Raw genomic sequence first — 25488 nt, 5'->3', positions numbered from 1 at the left:
CCCTTAAAATTGCTTTTTTATGACTTTTTCAGCAAGCCCGAATTATGAATTATCTATGACTCGTCCAATCAACTTTGCAATCATCAATACCAATTGAGTCAGTTCAATCGGTTTAGCTAGATGCATTTGGAAACCAGCATCAATTGCCCTTGATCGCTCTTGCTCAGTGACATAGGCACTGATTGCTGCTGCTGGAATTTGTCCCCCAGCTTCAGCCTCAAGCTCTCTAATCTGACGAATCAGGGAGTAACCATCCTGCTCTGGCATCCCAATATCTGCTAGAAGCAGATCGTATCTGCCAGGAGATTCAATTAGAGCAGCGATCGCTTCCCTTGCCGATGTAACAACTACTACTTCAGCCCCGAAATTTTCTAACATCGACTTGATTAAGTTGCGGCTATCCGCTTGATCGTCTACAGCCAAGATGCATAATCCTTCAAGGCTCAAGGATGGATTTTTACCATTTAATGTGTGCTGAGTCTCTGACAAAACGATCGGCTCTAAATAAGTTGGCGGTGTAATTTCTGGCGGCATTGAGCGCAGAGGCAGCCTGATGATAATTGTGGTTCCTTGTCCCTGGCCTGGACTTTGCGCTTGAACTGTTCCACCGTGAAGTTCTACAATATGACGGACGATTGACAAGCCCAATCCAAGTCCCTGACTTGTTTTGCTGCTGCTGGAATCTCCTTGACGGAAGCGCTCAAAAATATACGGCAGCAAGTCTGCCGGGATGCCAATTCCTGTGTCGCTGACTCGAATTTCAGCGTGACTATATACAGCTTCGAGCATAACTCCCACTCGCCCATCGGCTGGAGTGAACTTAATCGCGTTAGCAAGTAAATTCCACAGAACTTGCTGTAAACGGTCAAAATCTCCGACAACTGTCGCCGAGTTCAACTGTGAAACAATTTGAATGCCTTTCGCCTCTGCGGAAAATTCGATAGACTCAATCGCGGCATTCACTACTGAAACTAGATCGATTAGACGAGTGTTTAAATGAAGCTTTCCGCTCGTAATCCGTGAGAGATCCAGCATATCATCGATTAACTGAGCTTGCACATTAGCGCTCCGCTCTACCACTTCCCAGGCACGAGTGACTTCTGCTTCATCTAAAGCGTCGGTGCGGATAAGTTGCGCCCAGCCGAGTATAGTATTGAGCGGGTTACGAAGTTCATGGGAGAGGTTCGACAGGAATTCATTTTTAGCTTGGTTGGCATTTTCCGCTTCTTGACGGGCTGACTGCTCCTGTGCTAAAAGTTGCGATCGCTCTAACTCAAACTGCTTGCGATCGCTAATATCTTCAATCGCCAGCAAAATCCTTTGAGCCTCTCCCTGTTGAATAATTTTCCAACCATTTAGCAGCATGGTTTTCTGCCCAATCTGCTCAAAACGATGCTCTATCTCCAAGTTTTGAATAGTGGTATCATTGGCGAGAATGTCTTCTAGGAGTTGTTGTAGTCCAGGTAAATTCCACTGACCATTCCCTAGTTCAAAAATCAGAGATTGCGTTGTCTCTAATGGTGAAACCTGAAATGTTTCATAAAACGAGCGATTGGCTTTGTTCACCCGAAAATCAGAATCAAGCACGATTAATGGCACTTGTACCGTCTCCACAATTGCTTCAGCATAATTCCGGGCTTGTTCTAAGGTTGTAGCAGTGCGTTTAAGAACATCAATATCTATTAACACCAGCACTACACCGTCAATCTGGTTTTCTGTGGTGCGATAAGGACGGATGCGGAGATTATACCAATGTCCCCCTAGAGTTTGGACTTCTAATTCTTTGATGCTGAGTGTATCAAGTACCTCTAAAATTAGAGTTTCTAAGTCAGGAATATTCAGATTAGCTCTGATATCGCTCAAAGGTCGTCCAGCGTCGGCGGGAATTAAATTAAAAAGCCGTTGCGCCATTGGCGTAAAACGTCGAACCCGTAAGTCCGAAGTCAATATCAAAATGGGAATATTGATACTGCCAAGCAAATTCGTCAGATCGTTGTTAACTTGGTGTAATTCCAGATTTCGAGAGCGAAGTTCTTCATTAGTTGTGTTGAGTTCTTCGTTGGTTGCCTGAATCTCTTCTTTAGCAGTTTCTAGCTCCTCATTGGTGCTTTGCAACTCTTCATTACTGGAGAGAATTTCTTCATTGGCAACTTTCAGGTCTTGATTGATGTGTTCCTGCTCTTGGATCACTGCTTGCAGATATTCTTGAGTCGCGGCCTTCTCTTGATTGGCGTTTGCGAGTTTTTGTCTGAGCCGAACAATCTCTTGCTCTAAATCTGGCTGCTCTAGGCTCTCAGGATTTACCGTGCTGAGATTGTTAACCGTGGGTGGGGCTTCTTCAAATAAAATCAAAAAGTAGAATTCTTCGTCGGTCGCAGGCTTGAATGGAATCACCTCAATATTGATGATTTTTGAAAGATTGCCCTCTTCAATTCGTAACCCTTCCTTTCTAACTAGAATTTTTTGCCGTTGTGCCTGATAAATTGTCGCGCGTAGCTCTACGAGCAAGCCTTGGCGCACCATTTTAAATAAGTTGAGACTCGGTTTTCCACGTGAAAGTTTTAGGTAGAGATCGATTTCTCCCCGAAATTGCAGCACCTCCATCTTGTTGTTGATTACTACACCCACTGGGGCATAGCGATTCAAGATCAGTTGGTCAGTTTTTCTGTCTAAATCAAACTCATCCGATCGATTCTCATTGGTCAGCTTGGGTTCCTCCACTTTTGCGAGGGGATAATTGCTGGTAACGAACGATAAAATTGGACGATTTGCAGTTAGCTTCTTGGCATAGATTTTATTCTTTCTGTCAATCAGAGTAAACAACTCTGAATATTGACCAGTGCTTTCTGAAGTTCCTAGCAGCAAAAAGCCAGTCGCGTTGAGACTGTAATGAAAGATGGGCAATATCCGTTTTTGCAACGTTTCGTCCAAGTAAATCAGTACATTCCGGCAGCTAATTAAATCTAAGTTAGAAAAAGGGGGGTCGCTACCCAAGTCTTGTCGGGCAAACACACACAGTTCGCGGACGGCTTTACTAATTTGATACCCACCGCCTTCAAGGGCATTAAAGAATCTGCGGCGGCGCTCTGGTGAGACTTCCATCATTTGATTCTCTACATAAATGCCCGATCTTGCTTTGTCAATCGCTATCTCGCTGATATCTGTGGCAAAAATCTGGATCGGCGGTAGGGTAACTTTATCCGACAAAAACTCCAGCAAGGAGATGGCGATCGAATAGACTTCTTCGCCCGTGGAACACCCAGCTACCCAAATCCGAATCGGCAATGCTGATTTGTTTTGGATGATACTGGGGAAGACTCGCTCTTTCAAGAGTTGAAATGCTTCGGGGTCGCGGAAAAAATAGGTGACGTGGATCAGAATTTCTTCATAGAGCGCTTTGACTTCACTTGGATTTTCTTGCAAAAACTGGGCATAATCCTGCAAGCGTTCTAGTTTATACAACAGCATTCGCCTTTGGATTCGGCGATCGAGGGTGTTGGGCTTGTAGTGGCTAAAGTCAACGCCAGTTGCTGATCGCAACAACACAAATATAGTCGCCAGGGCATCCCCCTGTTCGGGCAACTTCTCAATTGCGATCAGCGACTGTGAGTCAAAAATAAAAGGATTGCGACTGAGGTTTATCAGTTCCTCGGCAATTTTTTGAGGCGGCAGCACAAAATCGACATTCCCAGTGGCAACGGCGGTATTGGGCATACTATCGAATTTTGCCGTGTCTTCACACTGAGCAAAAGTCACGCCTCCGGCTGCCTTGATTGCCTTTAACCCCAGCGAACCGTCTCCATCGGCTCCAGATAAAACTACTGCGATCGCTTTGTGCCCTCGATCTGCTGCCAATGAAGTAAAGAACGCATCAGCAGGCATATATTTACCCTGAACTTTCTCTCGTGGCGAGAGTTGCAACACCCCACCAGACAATATCATCTTAGTGTTAGGCGGAATAACGTAGACCTTGTTAGGTTCTATAGTCACGCCATCTAGCACTTCAGTGACGGGCATTTTAGTTGTTCTTGCCAGAATCTCGCTCAACAGACTCTTGTGGTTAGGGTCTAAGTGTTGAATCAGCACAAATGCCATCCCTGTATCGGTAAGCAAATATTTGAGCAACTGCATAAACGCCTCTAATCCACCCGCAGAGGCGGCAATGCCAACGACGGGAAATAAAGCATCTGCAATGTCTTGCTGCTCTACGTCGAACGCATCATTAGCGGTAGATTCAGATACAGGTTGCTCAAAGGGTTGATCGGATGTCATAGGATGAAGTTTAGCACTGCAATGATTTGGCAGATTAGGTTTATATTTTAGATCAGTTTACTTACTTCCCTTGTATTTAATAATAGTTTAAATACAAATTAAATAAACAATTTAAATTTACTAAATCCAAGTCAGAATAATTCGTAATTGATAATTCGTAATTCGTAATTGTTAAGCCACAACTTTAGTTTTGGGCTTGAAAAAGAAATTTTGTTTTTTATCTCCCTCAATTAATTGAGGTACTTATACCATTAATTACTAAATACAAATTGCGAATTAGTAATTATTAAGTCAGTGCCAATAAATAAGAAGCTATAATGAATGCAATACCAATAATTCCGCTACTCAAAATCAAAACTAATTGAGTTAAAATATCCATTTGATAATTCCTGAGATTAATCCTATTATTTATCAAATTTATGAGTAGCATTTTCAAAACAATTATCTCCACCAAGAAATGACCCATATCATTACTTCTCAAAAGTTAGACTACTATATCTAAGACATTAATTAAAGCTAGTTAGCATGAAGATGAGGATTATTAGCAATTGCTAAAATGCCAAGCACCGCAACAAAATCATCAACAACTACGGGTTTAGCAAAGCATAGACTAAACCCAGCTAAAAGAGCGTGTTGATACATATCTTCAGTTACAGTGCTTGTCAGAGCGATCGCTGGTACTACTTTGCCTCGCTCTCCCGTAAGTGTTCTTACTTGGTGAATCAGATCGTAGCCATCCTCATTTAGCAAGGAAATATCACTCAACAGGATATCAGGTTGCCATTGCACAAATATTTCCAAAGCTTGCTCTTCTATAAATGCCGCTTGCACATTCACACCATAAAATTGCAACTTCGACGTGAACGAATTGCAAAAATTGACATCATTATCTACAAGGAGTACTCGTAGCCCTTGAAGAAATTGAGGATTAGTAGGAAATCTATTATTTAGATACATCACAGTTACAAAATTGAGATTTTCTTGAGCTTGGAATGCCCTTAAGCAGTACATCTATTGTGCTTGCTTGAAGTTCAATAAACGTCTCATCAGTAGGCACAAAAACGGTGAATGGGCTATTAATTTTGAAAGTGTCTACTTCCTGAGCAGCTTTGATTGCAGCAAGTAGAGTATTAGGGACTTCCAAATAAAAAATATCCCATTGCTTTTAGGGCAGGTAGCAGGGAGAGGAAAACTTGTTTTGATTCTAAAAATTGAATAATTTATTTTTTGGAGTTTCCCTAAAAATACTAGCTTTCATGGCAGTATCGCCAATATCAACTATTTATTTGGCCCACTCAACATAATTTTTCTTAACAATATTTACTTTAACATCCTATTGTTAAATGTCATGTTTTAATAAATGTTTTATTAGCGTATGATTTGTATATTTTGTATAAATTTAGCAATAAAATTTATGATAAAAAATATTTAAATTCTTCTGATGCTCGGTCACTATTGCTATCAATATTAATTATGTCTAAAGAAGTAGAGTTTTTCTATCGTTTAGTAGTAGCAAAGCAACTTTCAACAATATATAATAGACTTGATTTTTTAGATGAGCGCTCGTCTCTCTTGTGAAATTTGCACCTGCGACTTCGCTTTCGAGGATGATATTGAACACTCTAGATAATTCATCCTTGGAACGTCTGATAGGCAATCATGCCTGAAGCTCAACATCAGCAGTTGCTATATCTGCACAATTAAATGTTCATGTCTCCCTAAAGATTTTAGCTATCGTTAGGGATTGGGTTATGAATAGCTAGTAGTTCGCCAAGGAAACTTGGCGGGGTAAAGGGCAAGGGGGAAAGGGAAAAGATGTTTACTCCTTTAACCTTTTCCCTTTTCCCAGCCCTCACCTAACAATTTTGGGTTGGCAGACTACTGGTACAAATCTATGCCATCTCTAAATTGACGGCTTACTTATCAATAGTTAGACGGTATAATATCTCGCCAGCCTTCGGCACAAGTAAGATTCCTTCATCCTCACGGTTAGCCCATTCTGTAGGTCGAATTGTAGCTGGATCGCGATAGTTTAAGTTATGAGCAGCACAACGTTCAGCAGAAATACCAGTGGCTAAAGTGACGCGAATCCGCGCTTGTTCCCCTTCTATAAAATCAAATGTACCCATACCTTTTAAGTGAGTACTATGAGCCAGCACTCCACCGGGATAAGCTTGGAATTTATCCCACTGCTTGAGGAAATAATCCCGCACATGATAGCCAATTTGAGACAGAATTTCACCGTGTGTGTAGCTAAACTCAGTAATGTGAGGGGCATATATAATTACTTCGCCTCCGTTAGCCACTACTGGCTCTAGCTTGTACATTCCTTTTGCGGCCGTCCAAATGTCATCATACATTTCGGGCATTACTGAAAGCACTTGTTTAAAAGGCTGATTTACATAAGTAATATGCAGTTTGTCGGATAATTTTGCGGCGGCTTCCCAGGCTGACTCTGGTTTATCTATGTAAAGTCCTGCTAGCTGATTTGTTTTGGGTGCAACCACCATTGCCAAGCAAAGTTTCGGTGTAGAAATTAGGTTAGCGGCTCGGTTAATCAAGCGCCGAACTGGTGTTATTCCTGATGTACCAATGATTTCGTAACTAGTTATTAAAGCACCTAACCAGTGGGATATATCAATTACTTCCTGACCACCAATACCGGGAAAAAAGTATTTATTTCCACCAGAAAAACCGACAACTTCGTGGGGAAACACAGGGCCGCAAATCATTATTAGATCGTACTGTGTTACAAGCTTGTTAACTCTGACTTCAACGGACTGATGTAGCATTCCCAGGCTAATTTCTGCTATCTCATCTGCCGAAATTACTCCACAGGAAATAAAGGTATCTGGCTCATTCCACAGGTGGTTAAATATGCGAACTTTTTTAAAGGTTGTCTCTCGCTCTTTTGGTGTCACCCCCACTAAGTGATTAATCTGTTCTTCACTCATAGGATTATGTGTACCCAGAGCGATCAAAAAATCTAGAGCCGGAACTCTTTTACCCAACTCCTGATGCAGCAATCGAAATATTTGAGGGATGGGAGCAGTACGAGTGCCATCTGGAATTAATACTAAGATACGCTGTCCATCTAACTGACGGTCTGCCAAAGCTTGATGAACTAGCCCGGAAACTTGCTCGTCGGAAAGTGTGCCGTTAGTTACAGCTAGTGAATACATAAATTAAACTCCACTGTAGATACTAAACCCACCGTCTACTGGTATAACTACCCCGTTGACGAAACTAGAACCAGAACTGCATAACCAAATCAAGGTACTGAGTAATTCATCCGGTTTCCCAAAACGTCCGGCTGGGGTATGCTCGATGATTTTTTGTCCACGCGAGGTCAAACTGCCATCTGGATTTAGGAGTAAATCTCGATTTTGTTCTCCAATAAAGAAGCCTGGCGCGATCGCATTTACTCGCATTCCATCCCCATACTTCTGGGCAAGTTCGACGGCTAACCAACGAGTAAAGTTGTCTATCCCAGCTTTAGCGGCTGAGTAGCCAACCACGCGGCTAATCACTCGGATGGCAGACATAGAAGAAATATTGACAATACAACCGTGGGGCTGTTTTTTTTCGACCATTGCTTGACCAAAAACTTGGCTGGGCAATAGAGTACCCAGTAAGTTTAGGCTAACTACTTCCTCAAAGGCTATGTGTGGCATCTCAAAAATAGTCGCATCAGGGGTAATTGTGGCAGCCGGAATATTACCGCCAGCCGAGTTTACCAAGATGTCTATTTGACCCCAACGCTGTATAATTTTATCTCTGGCTATTTCTAATTGGGAGCGATCGCTAACATCTGCCAATACAGCCATACTTTCTCCACCGTTAGCTGTAATTTCAGCTACTACTGCACTCGCCCGTGCTTCATTGCGGCCTAGAACGACTACTCGCGCTCCAGCAAGGGCTAAACCCCTTGCCATTGCTCCACCAAGTACACCTGAACCGCCTGTGACTACTGCTACCTGATCTTTCAGGCTAAAAAGTTTATTTAAAATCAAATCTGACATCTTATTTCAATCCGTAATTAAAGAAATCAATATCAGGACTAGCCCTTTCAAGGTGGGTAAAAATTTTGGTTAATAAATTCCTGTTTAAGAGGATGTTTGAAAAGTTATGATTGATGTATCAAATATTTTTTTACCCCACCCTAACCCTCCCCTTATAAAGGGGAGGGAACCGGATTTTATTGTTTCCCCCCTTTATAAGGGGGGATTAAGGGGGGTAATAATTAAGTCACCTTGAAAGGGCTAATTCTAGTAGCTTGATTTGTATTAGTCTAATTTGTAAGCACTTTTAGCAAGGTCGTAAGCTAAAGCGCGAGCCATATCATACCCTTCCTCTTCATCAACCAATCCCCGTGTTACCAATCCGGCTAACCAGTTACAAGCTACCCGCCGCCAGACATTATGACGGGCTGGAATAGAAACGAAAGCACGGGTATCATCATTAAACCCAGCAGTATTATAAATTCCGGCAGTTTCCATTACCTGATTGAAGTAGCGTTCCATGCCATTTACGCTGTCGTGAAACCACCAAGGCGGCCCGAGCAATATAGTAGGATAATGACCAGCTAAAGGAGCCATCTCTCGGCTATAAGTGCTTTCATCCATACCAAAAATAATTAAACGGAAGCGCTGATCGTTTCCATAAGCTGACAACAATGGGTGCAGATTTCGAGTCCATTCTATATTTAGCGGAATATCAGCACCTTTATCAGCTCCAAATCTCTCAAACAAAGCTGGGTTATGGTTACGCATAACGCCACAATGCATTTGCATCACCAAGCCATCTTCTACACTCATCCGAGCCATTTCTATGAATATATGACCGGTAAACTGCTCCACATCTCCTGGATTCAGTTTGCCATTTAATGCTCTAGCAAAGATAGCTTCTGCTTCTTGGTCAGTAAGGCGTGTGGTATAAGGTGTAGCTGCACCTTGATCAGTAGCTGTTGCACCCATTTTTTTAAAGAAAGCCCGACGTTCTTCTAAAGCTTGTACAAAAGTAGCATAACTGCTAATTTCTCTACTGATACTGCTTTCTAATTTGGTCAGATTTTGCCGCCAACCAGGAGCATCTAGGTTAACTACTGCATCTGGCCGAAAAGTCGGTCTAATTTGAGTGAAACCTTCTTCGTGGAGCGATCGCTGATTCTCTAGGTTATCACTGGCTGTATCGGTAGTACAAAGCACTTCGATGTTAAAGCGTTTGAATAAAGCACGAGGGGAAAACTCAGCTAAGGCTAATAAACTTTCCAGATAATCATAGATACGTCCAGCATTATGAGAATTTAAAGCTTCATCCACCCCAAAGACATTAGTTAATTCGTCTTTGAGCCACAACCCTGATGGAGTACCCTGGAATAGATAAAAATGTTCGGCGAACAATTGCCAGATTTTCCGGTGGTCAGTTTCTGGCGGTGCATCACGAGTAGGTATGCCTAGAGCTTCCAAAGGAACGCCCCGACTATAAAGCATCCGCAAAATGTAATGGTCAGGGATAATAAATAATTCGGTTGGTGAACCAAAACGGGCTGCTGGATTAGCTAACAGGGCTGGATCTACATGGCCGTGTGGGCAGACCAAAGGCAATGCAGATATGCTGTCAAAGAATTGATGGGCTAGTCGTCTTTGAACTGGTTCTGGAGAGAAGCAGCGATCAGGAGATAAAATCGGTTTTTTGGTTAACATATTTTTTGTTTGGCTAAAATTTTTACTGTTGCTGAGTGTAAATAATTTGTCTTAAACACAGAGAAAAAGTTGTCCATTTTGAAACATTTTCTCTTGTAGATTTACACAAAAACTACAATTTTCAAGATAGACACGATTTCAAATTACTGTATTAATCTTGCACTACTACCACGCTCTACTAGAAAAGGAGATAAAACGCGGTTTTTCACAGTCTTTTCTTCTAATAAATCAAGTAACATTTGCATGGCATAGCCACCAATTTCTAACATCGGCTGGCTGACTGTTGTAAGTGCCGGTGTAACGTAACTACCTAAAGCAATACCATCAAAACCAACCAGGCTTAAATTTCGTGGCACTAAAATACCTAGTTCTTGGCAAGCTAAAAGAGCGCCAACTGCCACCATATCGTTGTAACAAAAGATGCCTGTTACCTCAGAGGTCAATAGTTTAGACAGCATATTTTGTCCGGTGGCGACATCGCTGATTCTGGTATCATACTCGTCACTAATTGAAACCCAATCAGGATTTTGTGGTAAACCAGCTTCAGCAAGAGCTATTTGATATCCTTCTAGGCGCTCGCGGTTTGACCTGCTGCGATCGCTTACACCCAAATAACCAATAGCAGTGTGTCCCAAACTTATTAAATGCTCTGTGGCTAATCTAGCACCTAAGCGATCGTCTATTGCCACTGAGTGAAATATTTCTGATTGATCTTCGGTCTGGCTGTTAATTAAAACTGTTGGTACAGCAATTTGGGTTAGCTGCTTTACATGCTGTTTACTAATTCGTGAGTCGGCTATTAAGATTCCGTCTACTCTCCGGCGATGAAAGGTATCAATAGCTGCCATTTCCTGCTCAAAATCTCGGTGTGAAGCACTTAACAAAACACTCAATCCGGCTGGTCTGGCTATCTGTTCAATGCCGTCTACTACTTCAGCAAAAAAGGGATCTGCAATGGAAGTTACAACTACACCAATGGTATTAGTACGTTTATTTTGCAAACTTTGAGCTATAGCATTTGGCACATAGTTCATCTCCTGGGCCAGTTGCTTAATTTCTTCTCGCACTTTCGGGCTAATGAGAGCATTATCCCGCAAAGCACGTGAAACTGTGGAATGAGAAACACCTGCTCTGCGAGCAATATCTTCAATTGAAATTCTTCGTTTATTCATTTTTTAGTTTAGATTTTAAAATAATGCACACCTGTGCATTTGTATGTATTATAGAAAATAATGGTTATTTGTCAAGAGATTTTAATACAACTCTTTGCATACAAAAATTCAATAGTCTTACTTCCTGCCTCCTGTCCCTTACCTCAATAACTTAACTTTTCTTCAAAAAATATGATTATTATCGTCATGGGTGTATCTGGTTCTGGCAAAACCACCATAGGAAAACTGCTAGCAGACTCTTTAGGCTGGGAGTTTAGTGACGCTGATAGTTTCCACTCACCAGAGAATGTTGAAAAAATGCGGCACGGTATCCCATTGACTGAAGCTGACAGGATGCCTTGGTTGCAAGATTTGCAAACAGCCATTAAACATTGGCTGCAAGAAAATAAAAATGTCGTGCTGGCGTGTTCGGCTTTAAAAGACAGCTATCGGCAATTTTTGGTATCGGATAGCGTTCGCACTAAGTTAGTTTACCTCAAAGGCTCTTATGAGTTGATTCAAATACGGTTAAAAGAACGTAGTAATCATTACATGAGCGAAAAACTTCTCAATAGCCAGTTTGATACTCTCGAAGAACCATTAGATACGATATCTATGGATGTTGCACAACCACCCCAGATCATTGTCCAGAATATTAGAACGGCTTTGAGACTTTAGCTTATTGGTTAAAACCGTAAGATTAAGATTAATCACGTCTCTACGAAAACACGAACTTTTGGCAACTAAATACGTCGGATGTAAGTCTAAAGAATCTTTAAAAGCAACCACATAACTGTAGTGGTAGGAGAAAACTAGTGTTTCTAAGATTAGCGCAACAACATCAAGAATTCGTTCAAGACTTGGTAATGAACCTACAAGCCTTGACAATTATTCTTGAGCGGCGTGGGTATTCTGCCTCATGTTATACGTGCGGCGACCAAATGAAGAGTGCTTCATTTATGGTTAGCCTACGAGAAAAGCATCTGATTCGTTTTGTAGTGTCTGATTACGGAATTACTTGGATGGAATTATGGGACGATCGCGAATTAATGAAGTTGGAGGGTGCAGAAGCAATAAAACAATTGCAAGAGTTGGCTAATATTATCAAGTATTCGCACGCCATACAATTGACAACTTAACACTCTTCTAGGTAAAACCGAAAAAAACTTAATATAGATTTTACACAGGTGTGTATAAAGCTATTTATTCAAAAATCTATCCAACAGATGAATTATTTGTTGGTATAAACTTATTCCTACCCAGATCGCATAAGTACTTGGTTTTAAGTCTGCGCTCTAAATCTCGTGTACTTTATCAATACTTTTGTCTAATCCCGATTGGATTGTAAAAAAACTTGACGAAGTGTGTTGTACAGGGTTTTGCAGATGGAAAAGAAACTTAACACACGTCTTTGCACACGTGTGCAAAAATAAATCAATTACAGCTTTTGCACACCTGTGCATAAATGGATTCCCAAAGTCCGATTTAGAAAATCATACCGACAAGTAACAAGATATGTCTCTAATACTTGTCGGTTAAGGGGAAAAGGGAAGGGGAAAGAAAAAACCTTTAACCTTTATCCTTTAACCTTTTCCCCAAACCCAATTCCGAGTTAAAAATCCTTAACCGAGCAGTATTGGATATGTCTCAGATTTTAAAGAATTCCATCGAACAAGCTCAAAACAACCCCTTACATTCGTTAGAAGAGTGGGAAGAAGACTTACTCAATCGCTATCCCAATCCAGACAGCATAGTTAAAGAAGGTAAAACCACCGAAGAGTATAGGAATTACCAAACGCCTACTAGAGATACGGTGAAAGAATTTTATCGGTTAAATCATATTAATCAAACATATAATTTTGTCCTTGAGAAAGAAAAGAATTTTCTCAAGTTTGATAAAAAAGAAATGTCTGTTTGGGATGCGGTTGAATTTTTGAATCAATTAGTAGATGATTCAGATCCTGATACAGATATGGATCAGCTACAACACCTATTGCAAACATCAGAAGCCATTCGCGCTGATGGTCATCCTGATTGGATGGTACTTACCGGCTTCTTTCACGATCTGGGAAAGGTACTTTGTCTATTTGGTGAGCCTCAATGGGCTACTGTCGGTGATACTTATCCAGTGGGTTGTGCATTCTCTGATAAAATTGTTTTCTCGGAATTTTTCAAAGAAAACCCTGATTACAATAATCCCAATTACAACACTAAATATGGTATTTACGAGCCGAATTGTGGATTGATTAATGTACATATTTCATGGGGTCACGATGAGTATTTATATCAAATAATGAAAAACTATTTGCCTGAGCCTGCATTGTATATGCTTCGCTATCACTCATTTTATCCTCAACACCGCGAAAACGCATATAGCCATTTGATGGATAAACACGATCGCGAAATGTTTAAATGGGTGAATTTATTCAATCCTTATGATTTGTATTCAAAAAACCCTACTCCTCCCGATTGGCAAAACTTAAGACCATACTATGAAGATTTAGTGGCTAAATATCTACCCGCGACGTTAAAGTTTTAAACTGCTGACACTCAATTACTAGCTATTGCTGTGCGCTAAAAAATTTCCATTTTTATAGGAGATGCTAGGAGCAGTTAATCAATTTCAGGTTTGGGATTTTAGATTAACCCTATATCTATAGATTGGTGCTGAAAACTAGTTTGAAGCTTAGAATTTGAAATCTTTCAACTGCATTATCTAAAATCTAAAACTGGTTATCCTCCAAGCTAAATTATGATATTTCAATCTGGAAATGTTAAGTTTTTTGAATTTGCTTAATCTTAAAAATACTTAACATTTTTCAGCACTAGAATTTCAAGAGTTTTAACTAAAGATAGATTAAAAATCTTTCTTTGTTTTGTAACATTTAATAACTAAAACTCATTTTGGTACTAAGGAAGGATAAACTCATAAAAAGACAAGCAGATGTTCTCAAGTCGAATAATATCCTTTTCTAAAAATTTTGCGGAAAAGGTAGTTTCAATCCAAGCACATTAAAAAAGCATTTTCACCAAAAACTAGTGTGAATGACGTGATGTAATCGTCAAAAGTTTGCTTTAAAAATAATTTTTTTAGTGAATTGGAATGAATAGCAGCAACTCAAATCACATCAGTTTGCAAGATATTAAATAAGAGTTGAAAATGCCAAATCCTGTAGAAATATTAGGTAATGTCTGATTATTTTAGACATGTTTAATATTCTGCCGACCTTGATCAAATTTAAATCCATTGTTAAAAATAAGACAAAAATGAAGACAATTGCGCTCATTGTTGGCATATTAGGTTTCACTTTTGTGAGCTGCACAAATAGCGCTCCAAATGACAACTCTGCTGCTAATGTTACTAATACTGCTACCAACACTAGTTTAGAGACTAAAGTTAATAGTCCAAATAGAAAATTGCAAACAATTGGTGTTGCCTTGGGTGACTTGGGAAACCCTTTCTATAATGCAGTGCAGAAGGGTGCGGAGACAGAAGCGAAGAAAATCGGCGGTAATATTAGAGTGAATGCGGTTTCTAGTGGTTTTGATTTGAACCAACAAAGCAACCAAATCGAAAATTTTACTGCTGCAAATACTGATTTAATTATCCTCAGCGCTGTTGATAAAAAAGGAGTTAAACCAGTAATTGACCAAGCAAGGCTGGCAGGTAAGGTTGTCATTGCAGTAGATTCAGCCGTTGATGCAGACGTAGATGCGATGATTAGCTCTAACAATACCCAAGCTGGTGAGATTGCTTGTCAATATATTGCCGATCGCATCAAAGGTCAAGGTAGTGTAGTCATCCTCAACGGTACGCCGATGGATTCAATCAATCAGCGAGTCAGTGGTTGTGAAAAGTCATTAGCCAAATATCCTGATATCAAACTCATCTCTAAAGACCAAAACGCTGAAGGGACAAGGGATGGAGGTTTGAGAGTAATGAGTGATTTACTTACAACCTTTCCCAAAATAGATGCCGTTTTTGCCACGAACGATCAAAGCGGTGTGGGTGCAGACTTAGCCGCAAGACAAGCAAAACGCAAAGAATTTTTTATTGTTGGGGTTGACGGTTCGCCAGATGCAACCAAAGCAATGGAAGACAAAGATGGTGTATTTGCTGCAACTGCGGCGCAAAATCCCGCAGGGATGGCTCAAAAAGCAGTTCAAGTGGGAAATGAGATCGTTCAGGGCAAAAAACCTGAGTCATCTGAGATTTTGATTCCAGTCAAATTGGTTACTAGAGATAATCTCAGCAGCTACAAAGGCTGGTAAGTAAGAAAATTTTAATTAACTTTAGGAAATAGATAAACATGAAAAGGATTGCGATCGCAGCTAGCATACTAGGTATCATCAGTGGTGGAGTTGTCGGCTGTACAAATGCTTCTCCCGATGGCAACAGTGCTACTAACCCTGAGACAAAACCTGCTACAAATACTAGTGCCGAGACTAAAACTGCCACTGGGAATTCCAAATTACGATCAGTTGCCTTTACCGTTGGCGATTTAAGTAACCCTTTCTTCGTCCTCATGGGACAAGCAACTGAGGCAGAAGCCAAGAAAATTGGCGGTAAAGATGTCAATGTAACTGTAGTTTCCAGCGCTTACGATCTGAATCAACAAGCCAATCAAATTGAAAATTTCACTGCTTCCAATACTGACATTATTATCGTCAATGCTGCTGATAAAAGTGGCATTAAACCAGCAATTGAAAAAGCGAAACAAGCTGGTAGAATTGTCATTGCGGTAGATACTGGTGCTGAGGGAGGTGTGGATGCCACTATCACTACTAATAATGTCCAAGCTGGAGAAGTTAGTTGCAAATATATTGCCGATCGCCTCAAAGGTAAAGGCAATGTAGTAATAGTTAATGGCCCGCCAGTAGACTCAGTTATTCAGCGAGTTAGTGGCTGCGAGAGTGTACTGTCTAAATATCCCGATATCAAAATCCTCTCCAAAAACCAGAATGCAGAAGGGAGTCGGGATGGAGGACTAAGAGTTATGACTGATTTGCTGACAACCTTCCCAAAAATTGATGCGGTTTTTGCCATCAACGATCCGAGTGGAGTTGGCGCAGAATTAGCAGCTAACCAAGCACAACGTAAAGATTTCTTTATTGTCGGGGTTGATGGTGCGCCAGAAGCAATCACTGCGATCGCAGCTAAAGATAGTATATATGCTGCAACCGCTACTCAAAATCCGCGAGGGATGGCTGAAAAAGCAGTTCAGGTTGGAAACGACATTTTAAATGGGAAAAAACCTACTAATCCCACCATTTTGATTCCCGTAAAGCTGATTACAAAAGATAATGTCAGCACAGAAAAAGGCTGGAAATAATAATAATTGTAAATTCGCAATTAAGAGTTGTGTCTAAGCTGAATTGAGTCTTTTGATACATTGACATAGTTTTTGCACATACCCATGATGTATCTATGTGCATTTGTAGAAAGTTCTGAATATTGCCTTTCAATATTCAGAGCTTCCCAAGATAGCAATCGCTTTTTAAAACAGAATTTTGTGATGCTTTTAATTTCACATCAGATGTGAGTTGATTAATTTCTAACTCACAACTTGCGACTTTTAGATTCTTTTTACAGGAGATGTTCATGACAACAAGTATTGAAACCTCATTTCCTGATGCACCAACCACCACCCCTGTATTAGAAATGCAAGGGATTACCAAACGATTTCATGGTGTATCTGCGCTCCAAAATGTTAATCTCACGATTTATCCCGGAGAAGTTCATGCCCTGATGGGTGAAAACGGAGCAGGCAAAAGCACATTGATGAAAATCTTGGCAGGAGCTTACATTGCTGATGAAGGAGAAATTCGCATCAATGGTCAACCCCTGAAAATTACCGATCCGGCGACAGCACGCAAAGCAGGTATTAATCTTATTTATCAAGAACTGAACGTTGCACCTAATTTAACCGTTACCGAAAATATGTTTATGGGTAGCGAGTTGCGGCGAGGTCAGTTTTTAGACCGCAAAGCGATGCAACTGGAAGCAGAGCAAGTGTTAGATAGCTTGGGAGCCAATTTTACAGCCCAGACTATAGTTGGTACTTTATCCATCGCAGAACAGCAACAAGTCGAAATTGCCAGGGCGCTGAAAGATAAAAGCCGCGTTTTGGTGATGGATGAGCCAACAGCAGCCCTATCTGACCGCGAGAGCGACCATTTATTCGAAGTAATTCGCAAACTACGGAGTGATGGCATTGCGATTATTTACATCAGCCATCGGATGGAAGAAATCTATGCTTTAGCTGACCGGATTAGCGTCCTGCGCGATGGTCAATATATTGGTAGTCTCACACGCAGCGAAATTTCTCCACAGCGATTAGTGCAGATGATGGTTGGTCGCTCCATGCAAGACTTTTACGAACATCAACGGCAAATGAATCCTGGCCCGGTGGTGCTAGAAGTCAGAAACATGAGCGATGCCCGCAAAAAGATTGAGCCGGCTAGCTTTGAACTTCATGCAGGGGAAATTCTCGGTTTAGCGGGGTTAGTTGGTGCAGGACGCACAGAACTATCGCGGCTGATTTTTGGTGCTGACCGCAAAGCCAGTGGTGAAGTATTTTTAAATGGCAAAAAACTGGAAATTAATACGCCCAGTGATGCCATTGCTGCCGGAATTGGCTACGTTCCGGAAGACCGCAAAGACCAAGGTTTATTTCTAGAGATGAGCGCCCGCAAAAATATTGCTATCAATACACTCAAGCAGGATGCCAAAGGTGGAATTGTTAACTGGCCTTCAGTGAATCGGTTGTCAACAGAGGCAGTAGAAAACTTTAATATTCGTCTAGCCAATTTGGAAATTAGAGCGCTGGATCTTTCTGGTGGGAATCAACAAAAGCTACTGCTAGCGCGTTGGTTAGCCATTAAACCTAGAGTACTAATGTTAGATGAGCCGACACGCGGCGTAGATATCGGTGCTAAAAGTGAAATTTATCGAATTATGAGTGAATTGGCAGCACAAGGTGTTGCTATTTTAATGGTTTCCAGCGAACTATCAGAGATTGTCGGTATGAGCGATCGCGTCTTAGTGATGCGAGAGGGACAACTGGTAGGCGAACTGGACGGCAGCCTTGGCAAAGAAATCACCCAAGAAAAGATTATGCATTATGCAACTGGAGCATCGGAGGTATCAGCATTATGAGTCAGACAGTCAGACCGCCTATCAATAAATCAGCCAACAATCCCGCATCCCGTAACCGAAAATCAATCAGCACTCTGCTGGAAGTTGCGGGTATTCTACCGATTTTAGTAATTATCTGCATCTTATTTGCATTCCTTTCTCCCAACTTTCTCACCGGCGGCAACATCGTCAATATCTTGCGTCAGGCATCAATCAATATTGTGCTGGCGACAGGAATGACCTTTGTAATTCTCACCGGCGGTATTGACCTTTCAGTTGGGTCAATATTGGCTGTTTCTGCCGTAGTTGGACTGCTGGTATCGCTACTGCCGGCTTTAAGTTGGGCGGCTGTACCTGCTGCGTTGCTGGCAGGATTGCTTTTAGGCTTAGTCAACGGCGCTCTCATTACCTTCTTGGATGTGCCACCTTTTATTGTCACGTTAGGTTCACTTACAGCCTTGCGAGGTGTGGCATTTTTGATTGCCAAGGGTACAACGCTGATTAACCGAGACATCAATTTTGCTTGGGTAGGTAATAGTTACGTCGGGCCTCTGCCGTGGCTAGTAATCATTGCACTACTGACTGTAATCGCTAGCTGGTTTGTATTGCGGCAAACAGTTTTAGGAGTGCAGATATATGCAGTAGGTGGTAACGAACGGGCAGCCAGATTAACTGGGATTAAAGTTAATCGTGTCTTGCTATTTGTCTATGGTATTAGCGGATTACTGGCAGGCTTAGGAGGAATCATGAGCGCCAGCCGTCTTTATAGTGCCAGTGGCATATTGGGTCAAGGTTACGAATTAGATGCGATCGCAGCTGTTATTCTTGGTGGAACCAGCTTCACAGGTGGTATTGGTACCATTGGCGGCACTCTTTTAGGTGCATTAATCATTGCTATTCTCAACAACGGTTTAACTCTGTTGAACCTATCTTACTTCTGGCAACTAGTCGTCAAAGGACTAGTAATTATTTTGGCAGTCATGATTGACCGACTCCGCAGACGTTCCAGACGATAAAGGGGATTGGGGAAGAAGCAGGGGGCAGGGGAGGTAGGAGAAGAATAACTATTGGTTATTAAGTAATTCCCCATTCCCCATTCCCCATTCCCAATTCCCAATTCCCAATTCCCAATTCCCAATATATAAACTATGTCTTCTACTACTGTTCGTCGTAAATCCAGCACGTTTTATGTGATTTTGATTGCTGGCGCTGCTGCCCTCGGCGGCTTTCTGTTCGGTTTTGACACTGCTGTAATCAACGGTGCAGTTTTATCATTAGCAAAAGCTTTTAACACCAGTAGTTGGGTGACAGGACTGGCAGTGTCTCTAGCATTACTGGGATCTGCGGTAGGAGCCTTCTTTGCCGGACAGATTGCAGACCGTTATGGTCGAGTCAAGGCAATGGTGGTCGCTTCGGTGTTGTTTACTATCAGTGCCATTGGCTCTGGGATGGCCTTCACAATCTGGGATTTTATCTTTTGGCGAGTATTGGGTGGGATTGGAATCGGCGTTGCTAGCGTCATCGCCCCAGCTTACATTGCAGAATGTTCTCCTACCCATTTGCGGGGAAGGTTAGGATCTCTGCAACAATTAGCGATCGTAGTGGGAATTTTCGTTGCCTTATTGAGCGACTACTTTATCGCTACGTCAGCAGGTTCAGCAGACTCGCCGTTTTTGTTTGGGGTTGCAGCTTGGCGCTGGATGTTTTGGACAGCAGTCCCACCAGCAGTATTCTATGGGATGGTAGCTTTAACAATTCCTGAATCTCCCCGTTATTTGGTTGCCAAAGGACGAGAATCAGAAGCTGTTAACGTTCTGACCAAGATTTTGGGGGGTGACGTACTGCCAAAAATCGAAGAAATTCGGCAGACAGTGCTTCGTGAACGCCAACCTAAATTTTCTGACCTCTTAAGCAGAAGTGGCGGACTCCTCCCCATTGTTTGGATAGGAATCGGCTTATCTGTATTACAGCAATTTGTTGGAATTAATGTAATCTTCTACTACAGTAGTGTTTTGTGGCGGGCTGTCGGGTTTTCCGAAAAAGATTCCCTATCAATCACGGTGATTACAGGAGCCGTCAATATTATTACAACACTGATTGCGATCGCCTTCGTGGATAAATTTGGTCGCAAGCCTTTGCTGATAATAGGTTCTATTGGTATGACCCTGACCTTGGGAACGATGGCTTATGTTTTTGGCAACGCTCCCCTAGATGCTGCTGGAAACCCCGCTCTCACCGGAAGCGTCGGGACTGTGGCTCTCATCGCAGCCAACCTCTACGTATTTTGCTTCGGTTTCTCCTGGGGGCCAGTGGTTTGGGTATTGTTGGGAGAAATGTTTAATAACAAGATTCGAGCGGCTGCACTTTCAGTTGCTGCTGCAATTCAATGGGTTGCGAATTTCCTTATTTCCACAACATTTCCTCCCATACTCCAATATTTCGGTCTAGGTTCTGCCTATGGACTTTATACAATTGCGGCGGCTACCTCATTCTTTTTCATTTTCTTTTTTATTAAAGAAACCAAAGGAATTGAGTTGGAAGATATGTAATTTTCATCTGCCTAATTTGTAATTCTGAACTGAATCATTCGTAAAAAACTTTATTTTCGACTTTTCAAATCAAATTCAGTAGCATCTGAATGATTAAAAAACCGCAGAGACGCTGAGGGCGCTGAGAATAGGAAAGAAGAATAATTCTGATACAAATGGATTTGGTCTCAAATCAAAAAAGATTGCTGTAAATTTTGTGGGGTGGGCATCTTGCCCGCCCTGATGCTGCAAACTTTATCTGGAACATCTAACAACAACTAAATACAAGCTTTCGCTTCAGTCAATCAATAAAAAGATGGAAACTCTCAATACGGCTCTTTGTTCTTATGGTTTGTCCGGTAGGGTCTTTCATGCGCCGTTCATTGATTTGCATCCAGGTTTTCAATTAGCAGGCTCTTGGGAAAGAAGCAAAAAGCTAATACAGGAAGATTATCCAAGAGTAAAAAGCTATCCTTCTTTGGAAGCATTGCTAGCCGACGATCGCGTAATTCTGGTGGTGATAAATACACCAACTTATACACATTACGATTATACGAAACAGGCTTTGCTGGCAGACAAGCATGTAGTAGTAGAAAAAGCATTTACCACAACAGTGAAAGAAGCAGAACAACTGAATGAATTGGCATTAAAACAGGGAAAGAAATTATCTGTATATCAAAACCGCAGGTGGGATAGTGATTTTAAAACAGTAAAAAAAGTTATACAAGAAGGCTTGCTGGGTGATATTATTGAAGCAGAATTTCAATTTCAAAAATATAAACCAGCACTCAGTCATAAACAACACATAGAAATTCCCAGTCCAGGTGCAGGAATATTAAACAATTTAGGCCCGCACTTAATAGACCAGGCTGTGAATTTATTTGGGATGCCTGATGCTATTTTTGCAGACATCCGAATCACAAGAGTGCGATCACAGGTAGATGATTATTTCGAGTTGATACTATACTACGACAAGCTGCGCGTTAAGTTAAAAGCGGGTTTCATTGTGCGTGAACCCGCACCTGCCTATATCATACATGGCACAAAGGGTTCTTTTCTCAAAAGCAGAGCCGATGCCCAAGAACAGTATTTAGTCGCGGGTATCAAGCCTAATACACTTGATTGGTATACAGAGCCGGAAAGTGAATATGGCTTGCTGCATACAGAAAAAGATACAAAAGTAATTCGGGAAAAAGTAAAAAGCTCACAGGGCAGTTATTTAGGCTATTACGACGCAGTATATAAATCTATTGTTGATAATCAGCCAGTTGCTGTTACTGCCGAAGACGGAATTAATGTAATGCAGATTATAGAAGCAGCCATTAAAAGCAGTAATGAGCAAAAAGTTATAGCGTTGCTTTAAGTAATCTAAAATTTCAACTCAAAATATCTAACTTTAATGCTGGCTAGCTTATAAGCCAGAAGCTTTTGTTCGACTGCAATTTCTTTCTTTACAAAGTCAGAATTCAACCATTTTCACATAAATAAGTCCATGATTAAAATTCTTCTGCATAGCTTTTTTATCCTATTTTTCGCAGTTCCAGCAGTTTGGGCAGCACCTCCAGAAGATGATAGAAATTTGCAAGGACAAGTCAATTCTGTTTCCCAACTTTCCGACATCAAACCGAGCGATTGGGCATTCCAGGCACTGCAATCACTAGTCGAACGCTATGGCTGTATTGCAGGTTATCCTGATGCAACTTATCGTGGTAATCGTGCCTTGAGTCGTTATGAATTTGCTGCTGGTTTAAATGCTTGTTTAGACCGGGTGAATGAATTAATTGCTGTGGGTACTAATGATTTAGTCAAAAAAGAAGATTTGACAGTGCTGCAAAATTTGCAGACAGAGTTTACGGCAGAATTGGCAACTCTGCGTGGCCGGGTGGATACCCTGGAAGCACATACAGCAACGCTGGAGCAGCAGCAATTTTCCACCACTACTAAGTTGAATGCTCAAATTATTACGGCCATTAGTGATACCTTTGGTAATAGAGTAGGTGGACAAAGCGATGAATCCCGTCTGTATTTTGCTAACCGGGGTCGTCTCAACTTAGAGAGTAGCTTCACCGGTAAAGATTTATTGCGAGTCCGGCTAGAGTTTGGCAACTTTACAAATTCTAATGGTGCAAGTCAAATTGCCGCAGCTACAGGCACAGGCATGACACGACTGAATTTCGACAATGACAGCAACAATACACTAATAATTCCCCACATCCGTTACTACTTCCCCGTTGGTGACTCCCTTTCTTTCGTTGTTGGCCCCACAGGTATTGGTTACAACGACATCACAAACAACATCACTCCTGCCACGATCGCCGATGATGGTAATGGGATTCCCTCACTCTTTGGTAAAAACAGTCCCCTCTTCGAGCGGGGTGGTGGTGGTGCAGCCGCTAACTGGAGTATCAGTAAAAACTTGATTCTCACCTTGGGCTATTTAGCAAATAATCCGAACGTTCCATCAGCGCAAAATGGCTTATTTGATGGCGGCTACAATGCTCTAGCCCACCTAGCATATTACGGCGAACAAGGGGCTATTAGTGTCGCCTACTCTCATGGTTATAACCCTGCTGGTACTGTAGATATCAACGCCGGTAGAGGCAGCGCCCTGTCAAATGCTCCCTTTGGAAATAACATTGCCACTTCCAATAGCATTGTTGGCGTACAAGGATACTATCGCTTTTCCCAAAATTTCCAGGTTCACTCTTGGGGTGGATATGTTTGGGCAAATGCAAAAAACTCTGGTTTCAGCGATATTTCTAATGGTAGGGGTGGAACAGATTCTCTCTTCGTAAACAATGGTGATAATGCCAATGCTTGGTTTGGGGCGATTGGTATGTCGTTTCCCGATGTGGGCGGTAAAGGCAACCTGCCAGGAATTCTCTTTGGTATACCACCGCGTGTCTCTAACAGTGATATCCGTCAAGACCGAGACACCGCTTACCATATTGAAGCATTCTATCGCTACCGCCTCAATGATAATATCTCAGTAACTCCTGGTTTTTGGGTGATTCTCAACCCGGAAAACGACAGTAGGAATGATACGCAGTATGTGGGGGTGCTTCGTACAACCTTCGATTTTTAATGGTTTAGTTGGCTAACAGAGTCTGTTAGCCAACTCGCAATCAATCGAAAATACTCGAATATTAAAACTGATACAATAAGTCTCTTTAATAAGGGGATTTTAGCCAAGTCTTGTTCACTGAGCTATTAGCTAAATTCCGCCGTACTCTAGTAGCATCTTCACTACTTTATTTCATCACTCTGTATAAAGATTAATCAAAGCTAAATATCAGTATTTGCTAGGACTTGCTTTATCTCTAGGGAGTGAGGAAGTTAAAACTTCAGATATTGTAAATTCTTTACTTATGCGGATTACGATTCCGTTTGTCCATACTCATACTAATAGGCTAAAAATATTTTAATTTGCATCCGTAAAAATTAGTACTTACGCAATAAGTCTCTCAAACTCTTATTCCTTTGTGTACTTTGCGTCCTTCTCTAACGAGACGCTGCGCGAATGCGGTTCGTTTTTTCATTATTTTGCGTAAGTCCTGAAAATAAATTACTTGTAGGGTGGGCAACATGAGCGCCAAAGTTGTGCAGATTAAAAGTGCTATAGCGTGCTTTAAATATCTTTATGACTGTTTAAGATTGAGCATTTATATCTTAAAACAAACTTAGAGGCAAAGTAACGAGAATTATTTTTGGGAAATGGGCATACCAACCGCCTAGAAAGACAAAGATGGGTATCTTGTCCATCCCACAAATATGCAATACCGAAAATAGCTTTGGTAAATATATTCTGAAGCAGAGTCTACACAACTTAAGTAGTTAAGAAATGAAGTAATTAAGACGAATATAAATCCTTGAATAAAACCCAATTTTAACCCATTTGGTAAACCTGTTATGAATTCTGAAAACGTTGGTCAAGAGAGACAAAACTTAGGATGGTTCATCGTTCTAGGCATTTTAATGATTGTGCTAGGCATGGCAGCGATCGCAGAACCATTCGTTGCCACTATTGCGATCGCAATCGTCATCTCTTGGTTTTTATTGATCGCTGGTATTGTCCGAATTGTCCACGCATTGCAATCACGACGACAAAAAGGCTTCTGGCTAAAGCTAGTGGTTGGTATTCTATATGTACTTGCTGGGATTATGTTGATTGGCAACATCTTTGGTGCTGCACTCTCCCTCACATTAGCCTTGGGAATTGTCTTTTTTGCTGAGGGTGTATTTGAGGTAATTACAGCATTTCAAGTACGTCCAGATCCAAATTGGGGTTGGACACTGTTTAGTGGCATGATGGCCATTATTCTGGCAATTTTAATTTTGTATCAATGGCCTTTCAGTGCAGCTTGGGTGCTGGGATTATTTGCAGGTATTAATTTTTTGTTGACGGGTGTTTGGATGATCGCGCTCTCACTGCCTAGCCGTCGCATTCCCAACCAGAGAATAGGAATTTGAATTGGTTACAGGGGCTGACTTTTCACGGCATCTGGAAAACCTCTCTCTAAATCTCTCTCCTAAAAGGAGAGACTTTGAATTTTCCCCCTTCCCGCATCGGGAAGCGGGTTAGGGGGTTAGGTTTCAATACTTCTCGGTTAAAGGTTAAAGGGGAAGGGGCAAAGGGAAAGAAAAAACCTTTAACCCTTCCCCTTTAACCTTTTCCCAAAACCTGATTCTGAATT

General features: G+C 41.4%; 18 protein-coding genes. 11 read left to right on the top strand and 7 right to left on the bottom strand.

From position 1 onward, the window contains the following. Positions 1-42: 42 nt before the first annotated feature. The 7 genes from H6G86_RS23760 to H6G86_RS23730 all read right to left on the bottom strand — a co-directional run bounded on the left by H6G86_RS23760 (position 43) and on the right by H6G86_RS23730 (position 11149). Positions 43-4272, bottom strand: a complete 4230-nt coding sequence (locus H6G86_RS23760) for a chemotaxis protein CheB (RefSeq protein ID WP_190936385.1) — start codon at positions 4270-4272, stop codon at positions 43-45. Between the two features lie 516 nt (positions 4273-4788). After that, positions 4789-5283 (bottom strand): response regulator, encoded by a 495-nt coding sequence (locus H6G86_RS23755; protein WP_242064932.1) that lies wholly within the window; start codon positions 5281-5283, stop codon positions 4789-4791. Then, positions 5216-5416, bottom strand: a complete 201-nt coding sequence (locus tag H6G86_RS23750) for a fasciclin domain-containing protein (protein WP_199338409.1) — start codon at positions 5414-5416, stop codon at positions 5216-5218. The genes H6G86_RS23755 and H6G86_RS23750 overlap by 68 nt, the downstream gene beginning before the upstream one ends. Positions 5417-6188: 772 nt before the next feature. Then, positions 6189-7454, bottom strand: coding sequence for a lactate racemase domain-containing protein (locus H6G86_RS23745; RefSeq protein ID WP_190936384.1), 1266 nt, complete (start codon positions 7452-7454; stop codon positions 6189-6191). 3 nt (positions 7455-7457) lie between these two features. Next, positions 7458-8294: an SDR family oxidoreductase gene (locus tag H6G86_RS23740; RefSeq protein ID WP_190936383.1), complete on the bottom strand. Its 837-nt coding sequence runs from the start codon at positions 8292-8294 to the stop codon at positions 7458-7460. Positions 8295-8558: 264 nt separating this feature from the next. Further along, a complete protein-coding gene (gene uxaC / locus H6G86_RS23735) occupies positions 8559-9977 on the bottom strand; it encodes a glucuronate isomerase (RefSeq protein WP_190936382.1) in 1419 nt (472 codons plus the stop codon). A gap of 143 nt (positions 9978-10120) precedes the next feature. After that, a complete protein-coding gene (locus H6G86_RS23730) occupies positions 10121-11149 on the bottom strand; it encodes a LacI family DNA-binding transcriptional regulator (RefSeq protein WP_190936381.1) in 1029 nt (342 codons plus the stop codon). A 171-nt stretch (positions 11150-11320) separates the two neighbouring features. On the opposite strand from H6G86_RS23730, the gene H6G86_RS23725 reads away from it, so the two are divergent. The 11 genes from H6G86_RS23725 (at position 11321) to H6G86_RS23675 (ending at position 25264) form a co-directional block, all read left to right on the top strand. Continuing rightward, a complete protein-coding gene (locus tag H6G86_RS23725; RefSeq protein WP_190936380.1) occupies positions 11321-11806 on the top strand; it encodes a gluconokinase in 486 nt (161 codons plus the stop codon). Between the two features lie 137 nt (positions 11807-11943). Next, positions 11944-12267 carry a DUF1815 family protein gene (locus H6G86_RS23720; RefSeq protein ID WP_190936379.1) on the top strand — a complete coding sequence of 108 codons (324 nt, stop codon included), beginning with the start codon at positions 11944-11946 and terminating at the stop codon, positions 12265-12267. 503 nt (positions 12268-12770) lie between these two features. Continuing rightward, the gene (locus H6G86_RS23715) at positions 12771-13667 is read left to right on the top strand and encodes an inositol oxygenase family protein (protein ID WP_190936378.1); all 897 of its coding nucleotides are present in this window, start codon (positions 12771-12773) and stop codon (positions 13665-13667) included. A gap of 728 nt (positions 13668-14395) precedes the next feature. Further along, a complete protein-coding gene (locus H6G86_RS23710) occupies positions 14396-15400 on the top strand; it encodes an ABC transporter substrate-binding protein (RefSeq protein WP_190936377.1) in 1005 nt (334 codons plus the stop codon). Positions 15401-15438: 38 nt separating this feature from the next. Further along, positions 15439-16461 (top strand): ABC transporter substrate-binding protein, encoded by a 1023-nt coding sequence (locus H6G86_RS23705; protein WP_190936376.1) that lies wholly within the window; start codon positions 15439-15441, stop codon positions 16459-16461. 269 nt (positions 16462-16730) lie between these two features. Further along, positions 16731-18287, top strand: coding sequence for a sugar ABC transporter ATP-binding protein (locus tag H6G86_RS23700; protein WP_190936375.1), 1557 nt, complete (start codon positions 16731-16733; stop codon positions 18285-18287). Further along, positions 18284-19282, top strand: a complete 999-nt coding sequence (locus H6G86_RS23695; protein ID WP_190936374.1) for an ABC transporter permease subunit — start codon at positions 18284-18286, stop codon at positions 19280-19282. The genes H6G86_RS23700 and H6G86_RS23695 overlap by 4 nt, the downstream gene beginning before the upstream one ends. 132 nt (positions 19283-19414) lie before the next feature. After that, positions 19415-20815 carry a sugar porter family MFS transporter gene (locus H6G86_RS23690; protein ID WP_190936373.1) on the top strand — a complete coding sequence of 467 codons (1401 nt, stop codon included), beginning with the start codon at positions 19415-19417 and terminating at the stop codon, positions 20813-20815. Between the two features lie 295 nt (positions 20816-21110). Beyond that, entirely contained in the window at positions 21111-22157 is a 1047-nt protein-coding gene (locus H6G86_RS23685; protein ID WP_190936372.1) for a Gfo/Idh/MocA family oxidoreductase, read from the top strand. A 129-nt stretch (positions 22158-22286) separates the two neighbouring features. Further along, positions 22287-23879, top strand: coding sequence for an iron uptake porin (locus H6G86_RS23680; RefSeq protein WP_190936371.1), 1593 nt, complete (start codon positions 22287-22289; stop codon positions 23877-23879). Positions 23880-24703: 824 nt separating this feature from the next. Then, a complete protein-coding gene (locus H6G86_RS23675; RefSeq protein ID WP_190936370.1) occupies positions 24704-25264 on the top strand; it encodes an HdeD family acid-resistance protein in 561 nt (186 codons plus the stop codon). Positions 25265-25488: the final 224 nt, after the last annotated feature.

Source organism: Nostoc sp. FACHB-133 (assembly GCF_014698055.1).
In the GTDB taxonomy this organism is placed as follows: domain Bacteria; phylum Cyanobacteriota; class Cyanobacteriia; order Cyanobacteriales; family Nostocaceae; genus Nostoc.
Note: the sequence above shows the minus strand (reverse complement) of the source record. Positions and strands in the feature narration are given on the sequence as shown.